20 protein-coding genes are annotated in these 22,683 nt (G+C 32.2%); 16 read left to right on the top strand and 4 right to left on the bottom strand.

Features of this window, described 5'->3' with window-relative positions; genetic code table 11:
• The 3 genes from AC15TD_RS06310 to AC15TD_RS06300 all read left to right on the top strand — a co-directional run.
• Window positions 1–2,165 (top strand): PIG-L family deacetylase (locus AC15TD_RS06310; protein ID WP_484451288.1); only part of this gene is annotated, 2,165 nt, incomplete at its 5' end.
• 116 nt (window positions 2,166–2,281) lie between these two features.
• Window positions 2,282–4,045: a sodium:solute symporter family protein gene (locus AC15TD_RS06305; protein ID WP_484451287.1), complete on the top strand. Its 1,764-nt coding sequence runs from the start codon at window positions 2,282–2,284 to the stop codon at window positions 4,043–4,045.
• Between the two features lie 10 nt (window positions 4,046–4,055).
• Window positions 4,056–5,024, top strand: coding sequence for a Gfo/Idh/MocA family protein (locus AC15TD_RS06300; protein ID WP_484451286.1), 969 nt, complete (start codon window positions 4,056–4,058; stop codon window positions 5,022–5,024).
• Between the two features lie 198 nt (window positions 5,025–5,222).
• On the opposite strand, the gene AC15TD_RS06295 is transcribed toward AC15TD_RS06300, so the two are convergent.
• Window positions 5,223–6,068 carry a DUF2911 domain-containing protein gene (locus AC15TD_RS06295; RefSeq protein WP_484451285.1) on the bottom strand — a complete coding sequence of 282 codons (846 nt, stop codon included), beginning with the start codon at window positions 6,066–6,068 and terminating at the stop codon, window positions 5,223–5,225.
• A gap of 222 nt (window positions 6,069–6,290) precedes the next feature.
• On the opposite strand from AC15TD_RS06295, the gene AC15TD_RS06290 reads away from it, so the two are divergent.
• From AC15TD_RS06290 to AC15TD_RS06255, 8 genes are read left to right on the top strand one after another with little or no spacing between them, the layout of a single operon-like run.
• Window positions 6,291–6,947, top strand: coding sequence for a TetR family transcriptional regulator C-terminal domain-containing protein (locus AC15TD_RS06290; protein WP_484451284.1), 657 nt, complete (start codon window positions 6,291–6,293; stop codon window positions 6,945–6,947).
• A gap of 10 nt (window positions 6,948–6,957) precedes the next feature.
• On the top strand, window positions 6,958–8,268 hold the full coding sequence (locus AC15TD_RS06285) for an ABC1 kinase family protein (protein WP_484451283.1): 1,311 nt from the start codon (window positions 6,958–6,960) through the stop codon (window positions 8,266–8,268).
• 3 nt (window positions 8,269–8,271) lie between these two features.
• Window positions 8,272–8,889 (top strand): flavin reductase family protein, encoded by a 618-nt coding sequence (locus AC15TD_RS06280; RefSeq protein WP_484451282.1) that lies wholly within the window; start codon window positions 8,272–8,274, stop codon window positions 8,887–8,889.
• Between the two features lie 56 nt (window positions 8,890–8,945).
• Window positions 8,946–10,370 (top strand): SDR family oxidoreductase, encoded by a 1,425-nt coding sequence (locus tag AC15TD_RS06275; protein ID WP_484451281.1) that lies wholly within the window; start codon window positions 8,946–8,948, stop codon window positions 10,368–10,370.
• 2 nt (window positions 10,371–10,372) lie between these two features.
• Window positions 10,373–10,513, top strand: a complete 141-nt coding sequence (locus AC15TD_RS06270; protein WP_484451280.1) for a DUF2256 domain-containing protein — start codon at window positions 10,373–10,375, stop codon at window positions 10,511–10,513.
• Complete coding sequence (locus AC15TD_RS06265; protein ID WP_484451279.1) at window positions 10,483–11,781, top strand: DASH family cryptochrome; 1,299 nt, start codon at window positions 10,483–10,485, stop codon at window positions 11,779–11,781. The genes AC15TD_RS06270 and AC15TD_RS06265 overlap by 31 nt, the downstream gene beginning before the upstream one ends.
• A gap of 12 nt (window positions 11,782–11,793) precedes the next feature.
• Window positions 11,794–13,326 carry a cryptochrome/photolyase family protein gene (locus AC15TD_RS06260; RefSeq protein ID WP_484451278.1) on the top strand — a complete coding sequence of 511 codons (1,533 nt, stop codon included), beginning with the start codon at window positions 11,794–11,796 and terminating at the stop codon, window positions 13,324–13,326.
• Window positions 13,316–14,794: a cryptochrome/deoxyribodipyrimidine photo-lyase family protein gene (locus AC15TD_RS06255; RefSeq protein ID WP_484451277.1), complete on the top strand. Its 1,479-nt coding sequence runs from the start codon at window positions 13,316–13,318 to the stop codon at window positions 14,792–14,794. Before AC15TD_RS06260 ends, AC15TD_RS06255 begins: the two co-directional genes overlap by 11 nt.
• An 18-nt stretch (window positions 14,795–14,812) precedes the next feature.
• On the opposite strand, the gene AC15TD_RS06250 is transcribed toward AC15TD_RS06255, so the two are convergent.
• Window positions 14,813–16,873: an acetate--CoA ligase family protein gene (locus AC15TD_RS06250; protein ID WP_484451276.1), complete on the bottom strand. Its 2,061-nt coding sequence runs from the start codon at window positions 16,871–16,873 to the stop codon at window positions 14,813–14,815.
• 123 nt (window positions 16,874–16,996) lie between these two features.
• Between AC15TD_RS06250 and AC15TD_RS06245 the strand changes: the two genes are divergently transcribed.
• Window positions 16,997–18,214, top strand: coding sequence for an aminotransferase-like domain-containing protein (locus AC15TD_RS06245; protein ID WP_484451275.1), 1,218 nt, complete (start codon window positions 16,997–16,999; stop codon window positions 18,212–18,214).
• Window positions 18,215–18,231: 17 nt separating this feature from the next.
• Here AC15TD_RS06245 and AC15TD_RS06240 read toward each other — a convergent pair whose 3' ends face one another.
• Window positions 18,232–18,831 (bottom strand): indolepyruvate oxidoreductase subunit beta, encoded by a 600-nt coding sequence (locus AC15TD_RS06240; protein ID WP_484451274.1) that lies wholly within the window; start codon window positions 18,829–18,831, stop codon window positions 18,232–18,234.
• 9 nt (window positions 18,832–18,840) lie between these two features.
• On the bottom strand, window positions 18,841–20,454 hold the full coding sequence (locus tag AC15TD_RS06235) for a thiamine pyrophosphate-dependent enzyme (protein ID WP_484451273.1): 1,614 nt from the start codon (window positions 20,452–20,454) through the stop codon (window positions 18,841–18,843).
• A 154-nt stretch (window positions 20,455–20,608) separates the two neighbouring features.
• On the opposite strand from AC15TD_RS06235, the gene AC15TD_RS06230 reads away from it, so the two are divergent.
• The 4 genes from AC15TD_RS06230 to AC15TD_RS06215 form a co-directional block, all read left to right on the top strand.
• Window positions 20,609–21,046 carry a hypothetical protein gene (locus tag AC15TD_RS06230; protein WP_484451272.1) on the top strand — a complete coding sequence of 146 codons (438 nt, stop codon included), beginning with the start codon at window positions 20,609–20,611 and terminating at the stop codon, window positions 21,044–21,046.
• Window positions 21,024–21,308: a TIGR03643 family protein gene (locus tag AC15TD_RS06225; protein ID WP_484451271.1), complete on the top strand. Its 285-nt coding sequence runs from the start codon at window positions 21,024–21,026 to the stop codon at window positions 21,306–21,308. Before AC15TD_RS06230 ends, AC15TD_RS06225 begins: the two co-directional genes overlap by 23 nt.
• A gap of 55 nt (window positions 21,309–21,363) precedes the next feature.
• Window positions 21,364–22,062 (top strand): GTP cyclohydrolase I FolE, encoded by a 699-nt coding sequence (gene folE / locus AC15TD_RS06220; RefSeq protein WP_484451270.1) that lies wholly within the window; start codon window positions 21,364–21,366, stop codon window positions 22,060–22,062.
• 10 nt (window positions 22,063–22,072) lie between these two features.
• The coding region (locus tag AC15TD_RS06215) for an SDR family NAD(P)-dependent oxidoreductase (protein ID WP_484451269.1) at window positions 22,073–22,683 on the top strand (611 nt) is incomplete at its 3' end.

Raw genomic sequence — 22,683 nt, 5'->3', positions numbered from 1 at the left:
CTAAACATCCCGATGAAACATTGACCATTTGGAATAAAAAAGAAGTTTTAAGCGATGTCGTTCTTGCCATAAGAGCATTTAAACCCGACGTTATTATTAATAGGTTTGACCATAGAAGCCCAGGAAGCACGCATGGTCATCATACGAGTTCTGCAATGTTAAGTGTTGAGGCATTTGATTTAGTAAATAATCCTTTAGCATATCCTGAACAACTAAAAAGCACAAATTTATGGCAACCAAAAAGAGCGTTTTTTAATACCTCATGGTGGTTTTATGGCAGCCAGAAAAAGTTTGATGCAGCCGACAAAACAAATTTATTGAGTCTTGACACAGGTGTTTATTTTCCATTAAGCGGATTAAGTAATCCTGAAATTGCATCGTTAAGCAGAAGTAAACACAAATCTCAAGGTTTTGGAAGTACTGGAAGCCGAGGTGAGCAGTTTGAGTATATTGAGCTTATAAAAGGTGATTTACCAAAAGATAAAGCGAATATTTTTGATGGTATTGACACCTCATGGAACCGGGTAAAAGGTGGAGATGCAATAGGTAAAATACTTCATGAAGTTGAATCTAATTTTGATTTTACGAACCCCTCAGCATCCATTCCTCAACTTGTTGAAGCCTATAAGTTAATTGAAAATATAGAAGATGCACATTGGAGAGTCATCAAATCCAAGGAGATAAAGGAAATAATAACTGCTTGTTCGGGGTTATATTTAGAAGCTGCAGCCAGTACGAATCATGCAACACAAAATTCTAACGTACCCGTAGACATTGAAATGATAAACCGCAGTGATATCAATATTGTTTTTACAGGATTAACTATTAAAGACAGTAAAAGTAAAAAATTGTACAAGCGTTTTGCATTAGAAAACAACAAGAGAGAACGTTTAAATGATACGATTGTCATTTCAAATAAACAAGAGCCAACAACACCATATTGGCTTACTTCAAAAGGGACATTAGGCATGTATAAGGTTGATGATATGAATCTTATTGGGAAGCCAGAAACCCCTGTTGTTTATAATGCGATATTTAAACTAGACATTGAAAATACGCCCATAGAATTTACCAGACCTCTTATTTATAAAATGAACGACCCTGTTAAAGGAGAAGTTTATAAACCATTTATTATAATACCTGAAGTATCAGTAAAAATATCTGAAGATGTTATCATTTTTGAAAATGACAAACAAAAAGATATACAGGTTATTGTAAAAGCAGGAAAAGATTTAGTTGAAGGTTATGTATCATTGGTATACCCAAAAGATTGGAGTGTTTTTCCTGAAAAACAAAATATTTCAATACCCCATAAAGACGAGGAACAAACGATTATTTTTACAGTAATTCCACCTAAAAATCAAAGTGAAGGGTTAATAACCCCCATGGTTCATATTGGTAATCATATTTACACAAGAGAACTTATAGAGATAGATTATGACCATATTCCCTTTCAAACAGTTTTATTACCAAGTGAAAGCAAAGTTGTACGCTTAAACATTGAAAAGAAAGGTGAAAATATAGTCTACATTCAAGGCGCTGGCGATGTAGTACCTGAAAGTCTTATACAAATTGGATATCATGTTGTGGTACTTGAGCCTAAAGATATTAATGAAGACGTTTTAAGGAGATTTGATGCTGTTGTTGTAGGTATAAGAGCTTACAACACCGTTGAAGATTTAAAATATAAGCAGACTATTTTATTTGATTTTGTTAAAAAAGGCGGAAATATGATTGTACAATATAATACCAATTCCAGATTAAAAATAGATGCCCTAGCTCCTTATAACCTAACACTTTCAAGAGATCGCGTTACAGATGAAAATTCAGAAGTTCGTTTTTTAAATCCTAATCATCCCTTATTAAATTATCCTAATAAAATTTCCCAAAAGGATTTTGAAGGTTGGACCCAAGAACGTGGATTATATTTTCCTGGCCAATGGTCGAGCGACTTCACTCCTATTTTATCGATGAATGATAAAGGAGAAACTCCTAAAGACGGAAGCCTATTGGTAGCTAAATATGGAAATGGATATTATATTTACACGGGCTTGAGTTTTTTTAGAGAGTTTCCAGAAGGTGTTGCGGGTGCTTACAGATTATTTGCAAATATGCTATCTATAGGAAAAGAAGACATAAAACTCGAAGCCAAAATAAACGATTAAAAATGAATAACGAAAAAGTTCCAAAAGAACGCTGGTTAAGACTTTATTCAATCATTTTGATTGCAAATGCGCTTTATATTATTGCATTTTATCTAATCATGAAATTATTTTAATCTATGAAAACATTAGATTGGATTGATTGGGTCGTTTTGGGTCTTACGTTGTTAGCAATCGTCGTTTACGGTACTTGGAAAACCCGAGGAAGCAAAAACGTAAATGATTATTTAAAAGGTGGCAATACTTCAAAATGGTGGACGATAGGCCTATCCGTTATGGCAACGCAAGCCAGTGCCATTACCTTCTTATCGACTCCTGGACAAGCGTTTAACGATGGTATGGGTTTTGTTCAATTTTACTTTGGTTTACCTATAGCAATGATTATTATTTGCATGGTTTTCATTCCGTTATACCATAGGCTCAACGTTTATACCGCTTATGAATTTTTAGAAAATAGGTTCGATTTAAAAACAAGAACACTCACAGCTATTTTATTTTTAATACAACGTGGCTTGGCAGCGGGTATCACCATTTTTGCACCTGCCATTATATTATCGGTTGTGTTAGGTTGGGATTTACTAACCTTAAACATCATCATCGGTTTATTAGTTATTATTTATACCGTTTCGGGTGGAACGAGAGCCGTAAACGTAACACAAAAGCATCAAATGGTCGTTATTTTTATTGGAATGTTGGTGGCTTTCTTTTTAATTGTAAGCAAACTTCCACAAGACATCACTTTTACTAAAGCACTTGATATTGCTGGTGCAAGTGGTAAAATGGAAATCCTAGATTTCAGTTTTAGTCTTAATAATCGATATACGTTTTGGAGTGGTATTATTGGTGGTACGTTTTTAATGTTATCCTATTTTGGAACAGACCAAAGTCAAGTACAACGTTATTTGTCAGGGAAATCTGTTAAGGAAATGCAGTTAGGCTTATTATTTAATGGTCTTTTAAAAGTACCTATGCAATTCTTTATTTTGTTGGTGGGTGTCATGGTTTTTGTGTTTTATCAATTTAATGAAGCGCCTTTAAATTTCAATCCAATCGCAACAGAACTTGTTTTAAATTCTGAATATGCCGATGAGTACCATAACCTTCAACAAGAGCAAAAAGACAATTTTGAAACCAAACAATTACAAATTAAAAAATTTATAAGTAGTGAAGACTTAAAAGAAAATTCAAACTTTATTTTAATATCAAATAATTCTGATAAAGAAATCAGAAATAAAGCCAAAATCCTTATTGATAAGGCAGGAGAGAAACAACAAATAAAAGTTGAAAGTAATGATAAAGATTATGTCTTCATCCATTTTATTTTAAACAATTTACCTAGAGGCCTTATAGGATTATTATTAGCGGTTATTTTAAGTGCTGCCATGTCAAGCACTGCCAGTGAGCTAAATGCGTTGGGTTCTACAACCACTATGGATTTATACAAAAGAAATGTTGGTAAGAAAACCGAAAACCAGATGGTTAAAGCCTCTAAATGGTTCACATTTGCATGGGGGATTATGGCCATAATGGTAGCTTGTATAGCCAACCTTTTCGAAAACTTAATTCAGTTAGTAAATATTATAGGTTCTATTTTTTATGGTAATGTTTTGGGTATATTCTTATTAGCATTTTTCTTTAAGCTCGTGAAAGGACGTGCTGTTTTTATTGCTGCTTTAATAACTCAAATTCTAGTAATTGGTTTGTTTTTGCTGAATGAATATGAACTAATTAATCTACCGTTTTTATGGTTGAATTTTGTAGGATGCTTTTTAGTTATGATTTTAGCGCTTCTAATTGATTTTAAAAAGATTTCTAAAATTGATAAAACTATTTTATTAGCCTTTACAATTATATTATTAGCTTTTGGTTATTTTGTAATCTAAAACTTTATTCATGAAAAAAATAAAATGGGGCATTATTGGTCTCGGTAATATTGCTCATAAATTCGCTGAAGATTTACTCGAAATAGATGGTGCCCAACTCTATGCTGTCGCTTCAAGATCTCAAGAAAAGGCAGACGAGTTTGCTTCGAATTACAAGGTTAAAAAAGCCTATAGCAGTTATAAAGATTTAGTCTTAGATTCAAATGTTGATGCTGTTTATATTGCGACTCCACATGCACTTCATAAAGAAAATACGTTGCTTTGTTTAGAACATAAGGTTCCCGTATTGTGTGAAAAACCTTTCGCAATGAATGCCGATGAAGTCAATGAGATGATTTCTGCTGCAAAAACACATAATACGTTGCTTATGGAAGCCCTTTGGACCTATTTTTTGCCGCACTACCAATATGTTTTGCAACTTATAAAAGATAAAACCTATGGGAATCTGTTAAAGCTTGAAGCCGATTTTGGCTTTTATCGCGAATTTGATAATAGTTCAAGGCTCTTTAATAAACCTCTTGGAGGCGGTAGTCTTTTAGATATTGGCATCTATCCTATTTTTGCGGCACTATCAACCTTAGGGAAACCTATCGGAATTGAAGCTGAGGCAACTTTTTTTGAAAATGGAGCCGACTCGTCTTGTAGCATGATTTTTAATTATGAAAACAATATTAAAGCCTATTTAAAAAGCTCTCTACTTGAGATTTTACCTACAGAAGCTTTTTTGGTTTTTGAAAATGCGTCAATAAAAATCAATAGGCAATTTCACTGCCCTACCACAGTTACAATAAATTCAGAAGGCCGTTTAGAAACTTTAGACTTTGGATATTCAAGTATCGGTTATCGTTATGAGATTGTTCATTTTAATGATTTAATTCGAAACGGTAAAAAAGAGAGTCCAATTATGACTTATGATTTCAGTAAACTCATCATCAATACTTTAGACCAAGTGAGACACACTATTAATCTTCGTTATTAATTATCAAAGACTAGATATTATTACTTTATGTTAATTTTATTTGTCTATATATAAAGTCAGATATTCATTGTATGACAAACAGTTAAGCAAACACCTCATTTTAGACATAACAAAAAACCAGAACCTTTATTTGTTCTGGTTTAAATTAATTAATAATAGTCTTCTTTTTTCAGAACGACTAATTATAGTAAGCAAAAATTACATGCCACCCCATTCTTTAAGTGAATCCTTATTCATTTTTACATAATCAGCATTACCTGCTGCCTCTGCCCCTGCTAAAGATTTTTTAGCTGCCTCAATGGCCGCTTTTTTCTTACCTGCTTTAGCATAAATTAATGATTGCTGTCTCAACTGCCAAAAAGCAGGTTTTTCAATCATAGACATGGCTTTTTCCATCCATTCTTCTGCTTTAGAAATGTCTTTTCCTTCAGATGAATAATAAACCGCTGCAGCATAATAATCATTTGCTGATGGCCCGTTCATAACCTTAGTTATTGCAGAAGTTACTTTCGCATCTGTAGGAACTTTAAATTCAACTCCAACATAAGTGTTCTCCCACATTATTCCTAATTCAGCTCCAGAGCTAGATATATTATTTATATTGATGCTAAAAGATTCAATACTCATAGGTAAATTATAAACTTGAGCAGTAACCTTCGCTGTCACTTTGCTGTCATCCCAATTTTGAGGTGTTCCCCAATTTTCTGTGTCAGAATAAAACATAACCTCCCAAGATTCAATATTAGGAACTGTAAAAATAGCATAAGAACCTGCTTTTAGGGTTTGCCCATCTACGGTTACATCATCACTAAAAGTAATCATCGTATTTTTATTTGCACCTGTTCTCCAAAGTTTAGCATAAGGAACAAGATCTCCGAAAATCGTTCTACCCCGCATAGAAGGTCTTGAATACTCTAAAGTCACATCGGTTAAACCGACTTTCTGTTCTAATTTAGAAAACGGACTTGGTTGGGGCGTTTCTATTTGTGAATATCCTACAAAAGAAAATGTTATCACAAAAATTGATACTAGTAATTTTTTCATTTTAAAATAGCGTTTATTATCGTTTATAAATATTTGTCATAAAAATAACAAATACCATATCTAAAATTTGTTAATGAAACCTTAAATAAGTATCTCCCTATAGAACAAATTGTTTGGTTTATAAAAATTTAGATTGAATTCCTTATTTATTTGTTAATTTTTGTTTAACTTTTAATAAAAAACATTAAACATTTTGTATATTTACTGAATAATTTAAAAGTCATGGCAAAAAAGAAGTCAATTACCTCTAAAGATATTATAACCTGGTACATGGATTATGTATTAGAACACAATGAAAAACCAAAATCTGTTTACGCTTTCTCTAAAGCAAATAATTTTCAAGAATCCCAATTTTATGATAACTTCGGATCTTTTGAGGCTATTGAGAAACATATATTTAAAGCATTTTTTGATAACTCATTAGAAGGTTTAGAAAATAATAGTGATTACCAATCTTTTGACGCCAGAAACAAACTGCTGAGTTTTTATTTTACATTTTTCGAAAACCTTACAGCCAATCGCAGTTATGTGGTTTATGCTTTAAAAGGACACGAAAAAAGTCTCAAAACTCTAAATTATTTGTCTGAATTAAAAAGAAGTTTCAATAGCTATATTGGAAATCTTGACATTGAAACAATTGATATTAAACAAGAAAAGTTCGATAAAATTCAGCAAAAAGCCCTTCAAGAGTCGGCTTGGATTCAATTATTATTAGCCATTAAGTTTTGGATTGATGATACATCAGCCGGTTTTGAAAAAACGGATATTTACATTGAAAAATCGGTGAATACAAGTTTTGATATATTAAACATTGCACCCTTAAAAAGTGTTATAGACCTTGGGAAATTTCTTTTCAAGGAAAAAATGCACATGAACTAAATATTTGTTAATGAAAACCATAGATAGCATACCAGTTTCAAAAATTCAACGAGCATCAAAACTAGTGTCTACCGGAGCTAAAGTTGGAGTGAATTATATTAAATATTATGGTGATAAGCTTGTTAAGACAGAAGTAGAAGCGAAAAAACGTTTAAACAAGAATAATGCATCAGATATCTATGATGGTTTAAAGCAATTAAAAGGAAGTGCTTTAAAAGTAGCTCAAATGCTTAGCATGGAAAAGAGCATTCTTCCACAGGCATACGTTGAACAATTCTCGTTAGCACAGTTTTCTGTGCCGCCATTGTCGCCACCATTAGTATTAAAAACTTTTAAAAATTATTTTGGTAAAACACCAAATGAATTATTTGATTACTTTAACGCAACGTCTGTGAATGCTGCAAGTATCGGTCAGGTACATATAGCAGTGAAAGATGGGAAAAAACTTGCTGTGAAAATCCAATATCCAGGCGTTGCTCAAAGTATTGCATCAGATCTTGCAATGGTTAAACCCATTGCAATGAGCATGTTTAACATTAAAGGTAAGGGATCTGATAAATATTTTAAAGAAGTTGAAGGGAAATTAATTGAGGAAACAAATTACAGGTTAGAGATTAGTCAGAGTAAAGAAATCGCTAACGCTTGCTCTCACATTTCTAACCTTGCGTTTCCTAATTATTATGAAGCATTATCTTCGGACCGTATTATCACAATGGATTATATGGAAGGTGAGCATCTATCCGAATTTGTTGCTCATAATTCTGATCAGGAAACCGCGAATAAATTGGGTCAAGCACTTTGGGATTTTTATATGTTTCAAATTCACCAATTAAAAAAGGTACATGCAGACCCTCATCCTGGTAATTTCTTAGTCTCCAAAAAAGGTGAGCTTATCGCTTTAGATTTTGGTTGTATGAAAACAATACCTGATGAGTTTTATATTCCCTATTTTGAACTGGCTGTATCAAAAAACTTAAATAATAAAGATTATTTTGTCACTAAACTATATGAATTAGAGATTTTACGTGATGATGATTCTAAAGAAGAATTAGCATTTTTTACCGAAATGTTCTATGACATGTTAAGTTTGCTTACACAACCATTTCAAAATGAATATTTTGACTTTTCTGATATTAGTTTTTTTGGAAAGATAGCTGAACTAGGAGAACGCTATTCTAAAAATACGGAACTCCGTAAAATGAATGGTAATAGAGGTTCTAAACATTTTATATACATGAACAGAACCTTTTTTGGACTATACAATTTAATGTTTGACTTAAAAGCACAAAACATTAAAATTAACAATTTCAAAAATCTATAAAAAATGCCTCATTTCTCTCAGAACGATATAAATGACATGCGTCATCTATATAAAATTAACTTAATTAACAGCTGCTCAGGTTATAAATCTGCTAATCTTATTGGTTCTAAATCTCAAAGTGGTGTTAGCAATGTCGCTATTTTTAGTTCTGTAACACATATTGGTTCAAGTCCTGCTTTATTAGGCTTCTTTTTAAGGCCAACGACTGTTATTAGAAATACATATGATAACATAAGGGAAACAGGGTTTTTTACAATTAATCATGTACATGAATCTATTTTGAATGATGCACACCATACATCGGCTAAATATGATAAATCGATCTCAGAATTTGATTTTACTTCACTTGAAGAGGAATACAAAGCTAATTATTTAGTACCTTTCGTTAAGAAAGCTCCATTGCAAATGGCGATGAAATATGTTGAAGAGTACCACATAAAAATAAATAACACTATTTTATTGGTAGGAGAAATTAAGGATTTATATATCGCTGATGATTTATTAGAAGACGATGGATTTGTTAATTTATCTAAAGCAAATATTGCCTCTATTAATGGTTTAGATGGCTATACCATACCAAAATTAAAAATAAGATTAGAATACCAGAGACCAAAAATCTAATTAAAAAACTATCGTAAAGTTTTACATCTGGTTATTAAACAAATATATTAAAACCGATGAAAATTCTCGTTACAGGTGCCACAGGTTATATTGGCAAACGTATTATTCCAGTACTATTGAATGAAGGGCATTTTGTGGTTTGCGCTGTTAGAGATAAACTTCGCGTAAATAAGCACTATTCAGAAGAAGATCATATTGAAATAGTTGAGGCTGATTTTTTAAATCCAGAAACTTTATATAACATCCCAAAAGACATAGATGTTGTTTATTATTTAATCCATTCCATGTCCAATGCATCAAAAGATTTTGAACTTCTTGAAACACAATGTGCCATAAATTTTAAAACTTATATTGAAACAACTCAAGTAAAGCATGTTATTTATTTAAGCGGTATTACTAATGAAGAAATACTATCAAGACACCTACAATCACGCAAAAATGTTGAAGAAACCCTGGCTTCAATAAAATATGCATTAACAACGTTTAAAGCTGGTATAATTGTAGGTTCAGGTAGCTCCTCATTTGAAATAATTAGAGATTTAGTAGAAAAATTACCTTTCATGATTGCTCCAAAATGGTTGAATACTAAAACACAACCTATAGCCGTAAGAGACGTTTTAACCTTTCTTTCTGCCGCAAAAAACAATCATTCACTTTTTAATAAATCCTATGATATTTTTGGTCCAGAAATACTTACATATAGAGATTTGCTATTGCAGTTTGCACAAATTCGTAAACTGAAAAGACATATCATTACTGTTCCAATAATGACTCCCAAATTATCATCATACTGGTTGTATTTTGTCACATCTACATCTCACAAACTTGCAGCCACTTTGGTAGATAGCATGGGTGTTCAAATTATAGGAAAACCTAGTAAGATTAATAAAGTTCTAAATGTTAATCCGTTAACCTATAGGGAAGCTGTTGAATTAGCATTTGAAAAAATCGAGCAAAATAGTATTGTTTCTAGTTGGAAAGACTCGATGATAAGCAGTGGACTCTTAAAAAAAAGCATCCATAAATATGTCAATGTCCCAAAATTTGGATGCTATACAGATTACAAAGAACTAAAAGTTATTAATGAGGATAAAACAATTCAAAAAATCTGGTCAATAGGAGGCTCAACTGGCTGGTATTTTGGAAATATTTTATGGAAATTAAGAGGTTATATAGATAAATTATTTGGAGGCATTGGATTGCGTCGGGGTAGAACCCATCCAACAGATTTATTCACTGGAGATGCTTTAGATTTTTGGCGAGTCATTTTTAGTGATAAAAAAAAGAAAAAGTTACTTCTTTATGCTGAAATGAAACTACCTGGTGAAGCTTGGTTAGAATTTAAAATAGAAAATGGCCTATTAAAACAAACGGCCACATTCAGACCACGTGGTATTGCTGGCAGATTATATTGGTTTAGTGTATTTCCGTTTCATGGATTTATTTTTAACGGAATGATAAAAAAACTGGTTCAACCATAAAAATGAATAAGTCAAACCTGCCCAAAAAACTCTGTTGTGTTTGTGGTTTGCTTTTTACATGGAGAAAAAAGTGGCAAAAGAATTGGGAAGATGTAAAATATTGTAGTGAAAAATGCAGACGAAACAAAACAACACGGCTTTAATATGGTTTAAAAACAATCTGAGAGTACAAGATAATAAAGTTTTAAACGCTACCATTAAGAATAATAAGCATGTTATTGCTGTTTATGTGTTCGACACTAGGCATTTTGAAATTACACCCTTCGGATTTAAAAAAACAGATAAATTTAGAGCACAGTTTTTAATTGAAACAGTTCAAAATTTAAAGGAGAATCTAAAAACGCTAAATATCGAGCTTTTTGTATATTTAGATTTTCCTGAAAACGGCTTACATAAACTCATAAAATCACAGAAAGTAAGCGCCATTTACCTAGAAAAAGAGTTTACTTTTGAAGAGCTAAAAACGATTGAACGTGTAAAAAAAAATATTCCAGAATCCATTGTTTTTAAAGAAATATATGATCAATTTCTATTTCATCCAGAACATGTTTATAAAGAACTTAACAATATTCCGGAGGTATTTACAAACTTCAGAAAAAAAGTTGAAGTTACTTGTAAAGTAAGTCCTTGTGTGGAAAATTATGCGTCAGAAGTAATTTCAACCTTAGAAAATAACACCAAAATTCCATCATTAGAAGAATTAGGTTTCGCACCTTTTGAAAGGCATCATCATTCTGCGTTCCCTTTCAAAGGTGGTGAATCTAGCGCTCTAGAACGTTTAAATAATTATTTTTTTGAAACCAAAAAATTAGGGGTTTATAAAAAAACAAGAAATGGTTTAATAGGAACTAATTACAGTTCAAAGTTCTCAGCTTGGCTTGCCAACGGAAGTATATCCGCTAGAACCATTTATTGGGAAATAAAACGTTTTGAAAACACACATTTTAAAAATGACTCAACCTATTGGCTGGTTTTTGAATTGATTTGGAGGGATTATTTTAAATACACTGCCTTAAAACAAGGCAATAGCATTTTTAAAATTGGCGGTATTTTAAATAAGCAATACGACTGGAATAACGATAAACAATTGGTTTCAAAATGGATTAATGGCAAGACCTCCTCTCCTTTTGTTAATGCCAACATGTTAGAATTACAAAAAACAGGATGGATGAGCAATCGAGGCCGACAAAATGTAGCATCCTTTTTTTCTAAAAATTTACAACTAGATTGGAGAATTGGTGCTGCGTATTTCGAATCGATGCTTATTGATTATAATGTTCATAGTAACTATTGCAATTGGTTATATGTTTCAGGTGTTGGTAACGATCCTAGAGACCGAGTTTTTAATGTCTCCTTACAAGCACAGCGTTACGATGCCCACGGGAAATATCAAAAATTATGGCTTCAATAAACACTGTTTTAAATGAAAGTACTTAGACTCCTATTAGGCGATCAACTTAACATTAAACATTCGTGGTTTAAAAATACAGACCGGGATGTGCTGTATTGCCTTTTTGAAATGAAACAAGAGACCGATTACGTGAAACACCACATTCAAAAACTGATTGGTTTTTTTGCCGCCATGCGTCAGTTTCATTTAGATTTAACAAATATGGGACATCAAGTCAGCTATTTTAAAATCAATGACAAAGAAAACACCCATAATCTTGTTGATAATTTAAAGCATTTAATTCAGCAATATAATATTGAACGTTTTGAATACATATATCCAGATGAATTCCGATTAGACCTGCAGCTTTCTGAATTTTGTGGATCCATAGCTATCAAAACTAACGTAGTTTCAGCAGAACATTTTTACACAGACAGAGATGAATTAGCAACCTTTTTTAAGGGTAAAAAGCAATTTATTATGGAGAGTTTTTACAGATATATGCGTAAAAAACATGATATTTTAATGTATGCCAATCAACCAGAAGGTGGGAAATGGAATTTCGACGCAAGCAATAGAAAAAAATGGAATGGTAGCACCTTAATACCGAAGGAAATTGAATTTAACAACGATATCACAGAAGTTATTGAAGATATAAAAAAGGCCAACATTAAAACAATAGGTCAATGTAATGATAACCTATTTTCGTTCCCAATTTACCGATTGCAAGCCTTAGAACAACTTAAATACTTTTGTGAGCACTTATTAGTGTCTTTTGGCGATTATCAAGATGCCATGCATACAAGCGAGAAATACCTTTTTCATTCAAGATTATCGTTTGCGATGAATCTTAAATTAATTTCAGCAAAAGATGTCGTTAAAACTGTTATTAATTATCATTCCATTCATAAAAATAACATCCATATCTCTCAGGCAGAAGGTTTTATTCGACAAATTATTGGTTGGAGAGAATATATGCGAGGCATGTATTGGGCGCTTATGCCAGCGTTTAAAGAAGAAAATAGTTTGCAAAACACCAATACGCTAGCGCATTTCTTTTGGACGGGAAATACGAAAATGAATTGCCTTAAACATTGTATAAACAATTCATTGGAAAATAGTTATGCACATCATATTCAACGCTTAATGATTACTGGTAACTATGCTTTGTTGACACAAACGAACCCAGACGATGTTGATGCTTGGTATTTAGGAATTTATATCGATGCTGTTGAATGGGTGCAAATTACCAACACACGTGGTATGAGTCAGTACGCCGATAGTGGAAAAATTGCAACTAAACCATATGTATCTTCTGCCTCTTACATAAATAAAATGGGTGATTATTGCACAAATTGCCACTATAACAAAAACAAGAAATTTGAAGACGATGCTTGTCCGTTTAATAGTTTGTATTGGAATTTTCTTGATGATAAAAGACCGTTTTTACAAACTAATTTTAGAATGCGTATGATGTATAAGCTATTAGATAAAATGGATAAAACCGAATTACAGAAAATAAAATTAAAAGCAAAACATATTATAGAACATCAAAATGAATACTAAACTCCAAATACAAATAGTCTGGCTTAAACGCGATTTACGTCTTCATGATAATGAGGCCATTTTTAATGCTTTAAAGTCAGGAAAGCGTGTTTTATTGCTTTATATTTTTGAAGAACTTCTTATTAACGATCCGCACTACAGTGAACGCCATTGGAATTTTATAAAACAATCATTAGCGGATTTGAATACTGAATTGCAAACTTACAATTCTAAGATTTTAATTGTACAATCAGATATTATTGCCACTATAAATCAATTGCTTACAATCTTTCAAATATCAGAAGTGTTTTCGCATCAAGAAACGGGAATTTTAGCAACATATAATAGAGATAAATCATTTCAAAGATTTTGTAAAAACAATTTAATCACTTGGAATGAATCCATAAATAACGGCGTTTTTCGTGGTTTTAAAGACAGAGAAGACTGGTTAGAAAGAAATAATAGTTACTTCGATTCGAATCTTTTGAACTTTAATCCCAAGGATGACCAGTTGTTAAATATAAAAGAAATAGTATCGCTTGAAACTATGTTTACTTGCATGTCATTAGACAGCCATGAAGATTCCGTTTTTCAAAAAGGAGGAAGATCAACCGGGCTTAAATATTTAGAATCGTTTTTTGACAAAAGACATAAAAATTATATGTTTCATACCTCAAAACCTGAATTATCAAGAACAGGCTGTAGCAGATTATCTCCTTATCTGGCTTGGGGAAACTTATCTATTCGCGAAGTGTATCAACAAACAAAAAAGCTTAAGAAAACCGTAAAAGATAAAAAACCTTTAGAAGCCTTTATATCAAGACTTAGATGGCAATCTCATTTTGTCCAAAAGTTTGAAATGGAAAATACCATGGAACAAGAAAGTATTAATAAAGGATTTCAGAAACTAAAAAAGGATATAACTGAAGAATATCAAGATGCTTGGAAAACAGGTCGAACAGGATTCCCTTTAATCGATGCTTGTATGCGATGTCTCAACGAAACCGGCTATTTAAATTTTAGAATGCGAGCTTTAATAGTTTCCTTTTTCACACATAATTTATGGCAGCCTTGGCAAGATGCGTCTAAACACTTATCGCAAATGTTTTTAGATTTTGAACCCGGGATTCATTTTCCGCAGTTACAGATGCAAGCCGGAGAAACCGGTATAAACATGTTACGCATTTATAATCCCATAAAAAACAGCTTAGAGCACGACCCAGAGGCTAATTTCATAAAAAAATGGGTGCCAGAATTAAAGAATTTGGAAGTGCCTTTTGCACATCAACCGTTTTTAATGACAGAACTAGACCAAGCATTTTATAATTTTAAATTAGGAATAGATTATCCATATCCTATTGTCGATATAAAAGAAACTAGAAAAAAAGCGAGTGATACTTTATGGAAAATGAAAAAAGATAATTTTGTTAAAACAGAGCGTCAACGTATTTTAAAAAAGCATACTTCTAATTTTGAAACAAAGACTTAATTAAAAATTGTAGTACTGCTATCCTCTTTTTATACAAATTCTTGCATCAACTGCAACCAATTTGTTATCAGACGCTAATAATGGATTTATATCTAAATCCGTAATTTCCGGAGCTATAATAAGTAAATTTGAGACTTTGGCTATAATTTCTGCGAAAGCCTGAATGTTTATGCCCTTTTTACCTCGGATACCTTTTAAAATAGGATACGCTTTTAAACTGCTAATCATTTTTAAAGCTTCATTATTTGAAATGGGTATCATGCATGCACTAACATCTTTTAATACTTCAACAAAAATACCTCCAAGTCCGCAGAGTACAACAGGAGAATAACTTCCTTCCTTTTTAGCGCCAACAAAAATTTCCATACCCCTTATCATTGGCTGAATTAAAACCGATTGGGCTCCATCTATTGCAATTAATTGATCAAACCCATCTATCAATCCCTTTTCATTTGAAATATTCAAAAGAACACCATTAACTTCAGATTTGTGTAACGGGCCAATTACCTTTTCAACAACAGGATACCGTAAAGATTTTGAAATCATTAAAAGTTCCTCCCGATTTTTTACAGTGTTATAAGAAGCACATTCTATACCAGCATAACCTAAAATTTTTATAGCGATATCTGTAGGCATATAACCCTCAGGCAACCGGTTTATAATGTCTCTTATGTTTTTATTAGGTTTGCTAGCGAACTTTTCATCACTGTATTGCGCTGTCTTTTGATTATAAACAGAAGCTAAAGCCTTTCCAAATAAAACCTCATCAGTAAAAGCAATATTCCCTTTTGATATAAAATCCTTTATTTCTTCATGAACATTAATAACAGATGGCAATATCGCATAAATTGGCTTTGTAGAAGTGTTTATTCTTTTATTTAATACATCATAAACATCATAAACAGGTTTTAATCCAGGGCTTCCAAAAATCACAACCATAGCATCTATGTTATCAAACTTGTTCTCACAATAATCTATAATGGTATCAAGTTGGTCTGCAGTACCAGTGGCTAAAAAATCTATGGGATTCGCAACGGACGACCCATCAAATAGCTGCTTTGATAACACCAAACTGGCAGTACTTTTTAAGGAAGGAATTTTTAAACCGTGTTTAGATAAAACATCAGTAAGCATCACCGCTGGTCCACCTGCATGCGTAATAATAGCTATATTTTTACCAGAACTTTCTTTTTGCAAAAGAATACCTGCTACTGTGATAAGTTCATTACGTCCATAACAACGTATAATTCCTACTTTTTTAAATAAGGCATCAATAAACACATCTGAAGTGGCCAAAGCTCCTGTATGAGATGACGCTGCTTTGATACCTGCTTCACTGCTACCTGCCTTAATGGCCGCTATTTTACAACCCTTTTTAATGAGTGAACTGGTGTACTTCAAAAATTTAATTGGATTTTTAATACTTTCAATATATAGAAGCTTTACTTTAGAACTTGAAGAACAATTAAAAGATTCATCTAAAAATTCTAATATTTCCTCCACCCCTATTTGGGCACTATTTCCAACCGTATAAACACTTGAAAAGGTTAATCCCACACCTACAGCAGCTTCCATAATAAATACGGCTGTAGCTCCTGAACCAGATATAAAATCAACGCCATACTCACTTAATTTAGGAATAGGCGTTGTAAAAACACCAGCATAATACTGGTTAATTAAACCAATATTATTAGGGCCTAAAAGGCTTCCCCCTACCTCATCAATCAATTTGACTATTTCTTTTTCTAAAAATGCACCATCAGCATCTTTTTCACCAAAACCTGCAGAAAAAATAATAAAACCTTTAGTGTTTTTTTGTTGAGTAAGTATTTTTATAGGTTCTAAAATATATGGTGCCCGTATTGCGATAATTGCCAAATCTACATTTGGTATTTCCTGAACATTATTAAAAGATTTAACACCTTGAACACTGTCTTGTTTAGGGTTTACAACAAATAAGTCTCCCTTAAATTTATTCTGAATTAAGTTTTTTAAAACCCTTCCTCCAGGACTGTGAATATTATCTGAACCACCTATGACAACAATACTTTCTGGATGAATTAATTTTGGATGAAGCATAATTACAATGTGCTATAATTACGGTAAAGTAACTAATTAAATTTAGGACTTTAGCTGACATTTATCACAATCTATTTTATTAAAATTTCGTTATTTTGAATAGACATCTAAACACCGTGAATTATGTATGCATTTTCAAACGCAGTTAATTCTAGGCATTCTGAAGACATTAAACTACTAATGTCTCAAGCTTCTGGAAAAAGCTTGATTTCATTTTCAGGAGGCATGCCAAATAATGATTTATTTCCTGTAAAACAAATTGATGATATTTATAACTCGCTACCAAGCCCCAAAAAAAAATTGTGTTTTCAGTATGGGCCAACTTCAGGTTATCCGCCATTAATTAAATCACTACAAGATTATTTAAAAAATAAAGGATTACCTGTTGATGAAAATAAAATTTTAATCACTACGGGATCACTACAAGCAATATCAATCATAACACAAGAGTTTGTAAACGAAGGGGACACCATATTAACTGAAAATCCTTGTTTTGTTGGCGCTTTATCTGTCTTCGAAACGATTGGTGCTAAAATAGAAAGTATTGCAATAGATCATGATGGCATTGATATAAAAGCCTTAAAAAGTAAAATCGCCTCTTTAAAAAAAATGCCTAAGTTTTTATATGTTACACCGAATTATCATAACCCAGCAGGTATTATTTATACTCCCGAGCGCAAAAAAGAACTCTTAGAAGTTTTGTCTGGAACCGGAATCATATTGCTGGAAGACGATGCTTATAGCGATTTGTACTTTAACGAAGCTGAAAAACACTTAACAAAATCAATGAAATCTTATGGTTATAAAAATGTTGACATAATTTATACAGGTTCGTTTTCTAAAATTCTAGGTCCAGGATTTAGGTTGGGATATATGCTTTCTTCACAAGAAATATTTGAAAAGGCTGAGTCCATAAAACAAGCTTTAGATGCATGCACCTCTAATTTTATGCAAATATTGGGTAATGAGTTTTTAGCCCAGCACAAGCTAGAATCCTATTTAAATTTTTTAAGAAGTGAATATCTAGAAAGAAAAAATTTACTACAAAGCAATCTTGAAAAATATATGCCAAAAGAAATTACCTGGAACGAACCAAAGGGTGGATTTTACATTTGGCTGAAGTTACCAGAACACATTAAATCTACAGATATATTCAAAGAAAGTATTAAAGAAGGTGTTGTATTTGTAACTGGAAGAACCTTTGACCCTGCTAGTAAAAAAGATGACAGATTACGGCTTTCATTTTCAAATATGCCTAAAGAGCGTATTGAAAAAGGAGTCATCATTTTGGCTAAAGCAGTAAAAAAAGTACTCCAAAATTCAAAAATTAAAACATATTAATCGCTATTAAGGTCGATTTATTTATTGACTGTTAAATCTGTAAATTCTTTAGCTATTCTTTTTCCTTCAAAAAAAGCTTCCATATTGAGATTAACAATTTTTTCGCTCTTATGTTTAAATAATGAACGGATGGCATTTAGTAAACTATCTTCTGATAACGATATTATAGTAGATGCTGCACCCAACAATACCATATTTGCCACTTTTGAATTACCGATTTTTTTTGCAATGTCTGTTGCATCAATAATTATATGATAAGGATACTTTTTAATTTGTTTATAGAGGTCTTCTTTTTCAGGATAATTTGTCGTGTTAATAAACGGATTAGAGTCCGTTACTAACCAACCATTTTTATTTAAAAACGGTATATATCTTAACAATTCCATAGGTTCTACTGATAAAATTAAATCGGCTTTACCTTCTGGTATAAGGTCTGAATATACTTCTTTATCCGAAATTCTTACATGAGATTGTACGGCTCCACCACGTTGACTCATCCCATGAACTTCAGATTGTTTAATAAATAAATTCTCGCTCAACGCAGCTGTGTCTAAAACGGCCGCAATGGTTAAAATACCTTGTCCTCCTACACCGGATAATATAATATTTGTTTTCATCCTTTTAATTTAACTTAATGAAGCGATTTTGGTCTTGATTTCCTCTTTTTGATCCCTCGATAATCTTACACAAGGTCTTTCAGAAATAATAACAGATAGACCTTTATATTTCAATTCACTTCTTAATAATTTTACATTCTCTTCATGATTTTTCTTTAAAGGTATCATGGTTTTTAAATGGTCTGGATGTACACCTATACCTAAACAAATTTTATGCAGTCTTCCGACTGCAGATGATTCTTGTGCACCAGTCATGGCAATAGCAGAGTTATCTGAAATAATTACTGTAATGGGTGAATTTTCATAAACAGCATCTAATAATCCCGTCATTCCTGAATGTGTAAAGGTCGAATCGCCTATAACCGCAATGGCATTCTCCAGTCCTGCGTCAGCAGCTCCTTTAGCCATCGTTATAGAAGCGCCCATATCAATAAGTGTATTAATAGTATTTAATGGCGGTAAGGTTCCTAGAGCATAACAACCTATATCTCCAAAAACATTTTTATTTCCTATTTCCGGGATTAACTCATTAATAGTATTAAATAAATCGGTATGACCGCAACCTTCACATAGTTGTGGCGGTCTACTAGCTACCATTTCGGGGATTGATTTAGTGTCGTTTTGAAAAATCCCTATAGATTTACCAACAGTATTTGGATTGAGTTCTCCAGTTAATGGAATATCCCCAGTCAATTTGCCCTTGATCTTATCATTTGCATCAAAATAGTTATGCAGTAATTCCTCCACTATAGGATACCCTTCTTCGACAACCAATATTTTATCACAATGCTTATAAAGATTTTTGATTTTTTCCTTGGGCAACGGATATTGTGAAATTTTTAATATTGAATAAAATGAAATGTCTTCACCAATATTTTCCATAACATAGTTATAAGCAATGCCACAAGCAATGATTCCCATTTCTTTGTCTTCACTTAATCTTAATTCATTAAAAGAGGACTTTTCAGAATGCTCTACTAAAATCGCTTTTTTATGAACCAATTTTTCGAATTGTTTTTTGGCATTCATAGGTATAAGTGCAAACCTAGATGTATCGCTTGGCAATTGCATTTCATTTTGAAATCGTCTTGGTTTAAATTCAATACCAGATCTTGAATGCGATAAACGCGTCACTATTCTTAATAATACGGGTAATTTTAATTCTTCAGAATAGTCAAAGGCATAATGCATGATATCATAAGCCTCTTGTTGGTTTGATGGTTCTAATATGGGAACCATAGCGAACTTGCCATAAAACCGAGAATCTTGTTCATTTTGTGAAGAATGCATAGATGGATCATCTGCCACCACAACAACGAGTCCTCCATTAATTCCTGAAACAGACATATTCATAAAAACATCTGAAGCCACATTTAAACCTACATGCTTCATAACAACCAAAGCTCTTTTTCCCGTATACGACATTCCTAAAGCAGCTTCCATAGCTGTTTTCTCATTAACTGACCAAGTTGTATGAATGTTGAGTTCTTTTGCAAGTTTAGATTTCTGGATATATTCTGTAATTTCAGTTGAAGGTGTTCCTGGATATGCATAAACACCTGATAAACCCGCGTCTATAGCACCTTGAGCAATGGCTTCATTACCTAATAATAAATGTTTCATATCCTATTTAATTTAATTCAAATTTATTAGTTACAATATTCATATGGTATGATTTATGTCATAGTCACCTCATTTATAACAACAAAATGTTAATTTTTGTTTAATGTTTTTATATTAATATTAAACATAACATAAATTTGCATATCTTTACCCTATGATTTTAGATACCACATATACCGATAAAAGTAATGACCAGATAATAAATGATCTTGTTGGGAAACCATATTCCTTTTTTCAGATATTTAAAATGAAGGGAGTTGGTTCAAAACGTATGGTTATTGAAGATTCGAGTCCTAATTTTAAACCATATTTAAATAAAGTTGCAGATACCAATTATGCGAATTTAGAATTACGTCCCAAAGGAATACTAATCAGAATAAATAAAGGATTACAAAACTTCACCTGGATCATACCGTTTTATCATTTAGTTATATATAAAACGAACGGAAGCAGTATTCATGCTCAAGGTAAGTTTATTCATTTTAGAAATAACCAAACGTTTAAAGAGAACAGAGGTTTTTTTAATAAACTATTAGATTTAAAGGTAGAATTTGAAACACAATATAAATTTGAAGACTACAAAGGAGCTTAGTATTGCTGATATAGACCGCATTATTGAAATGGCATGGGAAGACAGAACACCATTTGAAGCTATCAAATTTCAGTTTCAATTATCTGAAGAAGACGTTATAAAACTTATGCGTAGAGAAATAAAGCTTAGTAGTTTTAAAATGTGGCGGAAACGGGTCCAAGGGCGTGCAACTAAACATAATAAGTTAAGAGTATTTAACGAAGGTCGTTTTAAATGCTCTAGACAAAAACATATAACACACAACTCAATTTCAAAACGATAACGTTGCTTTGCTTTTAGATATGAGTACTTAAAGACAGCACACAAAAAAGATTACTATGAATTCAGAAATTTTAGAATTAAAGAAAAAAAACGGTCATAAACTAAATGGGTTCTCTCACGACGATATTGGAGACGATCACCTTTTTACGGGTTTAGAAACGCCTATGCGAAAAGATGCTTTCAAAATATCTGACCAAGAAAAGAAAGAAAAAATTGCGCTTCTATTTGAAGAGATTATGCATGTTATGGGCTTAGATTTAACAGACGATTCTTTACAAGGAACACCAAAACGAGTCGCAAAAATGTACATTGATGAAATTTTTTCTGGCTTAAACCCAGAAAACAAACCTAAAGTAGCTTTGTTTGATAATAAATATCAATACAACCAAATGCTGGTTGAAAAAAACATTACCTTCTACTCCAATTGTGAGCATCATTTTGTCCCTATTATTGGTAAGGCACATGTGGCGTATATCTCTTCGGGTAAAGTAATTGGTTTATCAAAATTAAATCGAATTGTTCAATATTATGCGAAACGTCCTCAAGTACAAGAACGTTTAACTAATCAAATTGCCAGAGAATTAAAGCAAATTCTTGGTACAGAAGATATTGCAATAATAATTGATGCTAAGCACTTATGTGTGTCATCAAGAGGAATAAAAGACGATACTTCGGCTACGGTTACATCATACTACGGAGGTGTTTTTAATACCGCTGAAAAGATTGCTGAATTACAGAACTATCTGAACCATTAATCCATAATACATGAAAACAATAATAGTTGTAGGTGGTAGTAAAGGTATTGGAAATGCTATTGTTTCAAATTTAGTTGAAAACAATAAAGTCATTAATATTAGCCGAACTAAGCCCGAACAAGAACATGAAAACTTAATTCATATATCGAGTGATATTACGAAGGATAAATTACCAGATGTTGAAAAAGCAGATGCTCTCGTTTATTGTCCAGGAAGTATAAATTTGAAACCCATTTCAAGACTTTCAATTCAAGATTTTAAAGATGATTTTGAAATAAATGTTTTAGGAGCTGTTAAAGCAATACAAAAGTACCTACCTATATTGAAAAAAGGTGATGGACCATCTATTTTACTTTTCAGTACAGTTGCGGCTAAATTAGGTATGCCATTTCACGCCAGTATCGCAACAGCAAAATCTGGTGTAGAAGGATTAGTGAAATCTCTGGGAGCAGAACTAGCACCTAGAATAAGAATTAATGCCATTGCACCAACAGTAACTAACACCGATTTAGCTTCAAAATTATTAAGAAATGATAAAATGATTGAAGCTATTACAGAGCGACATCCACTAAAAAAGTTTTTAAATCCTAAGGAAGTTGCAGAAATGGGTGTATTTTTAAT

Source organism: Yeosuana sp. (assembly GCF_057126245.1).
The sequence above is the reverse complement of the archived record's forward strand: the minus strand, read 5'-3'. Positions and strand labels throughout refer to the sequence as shown.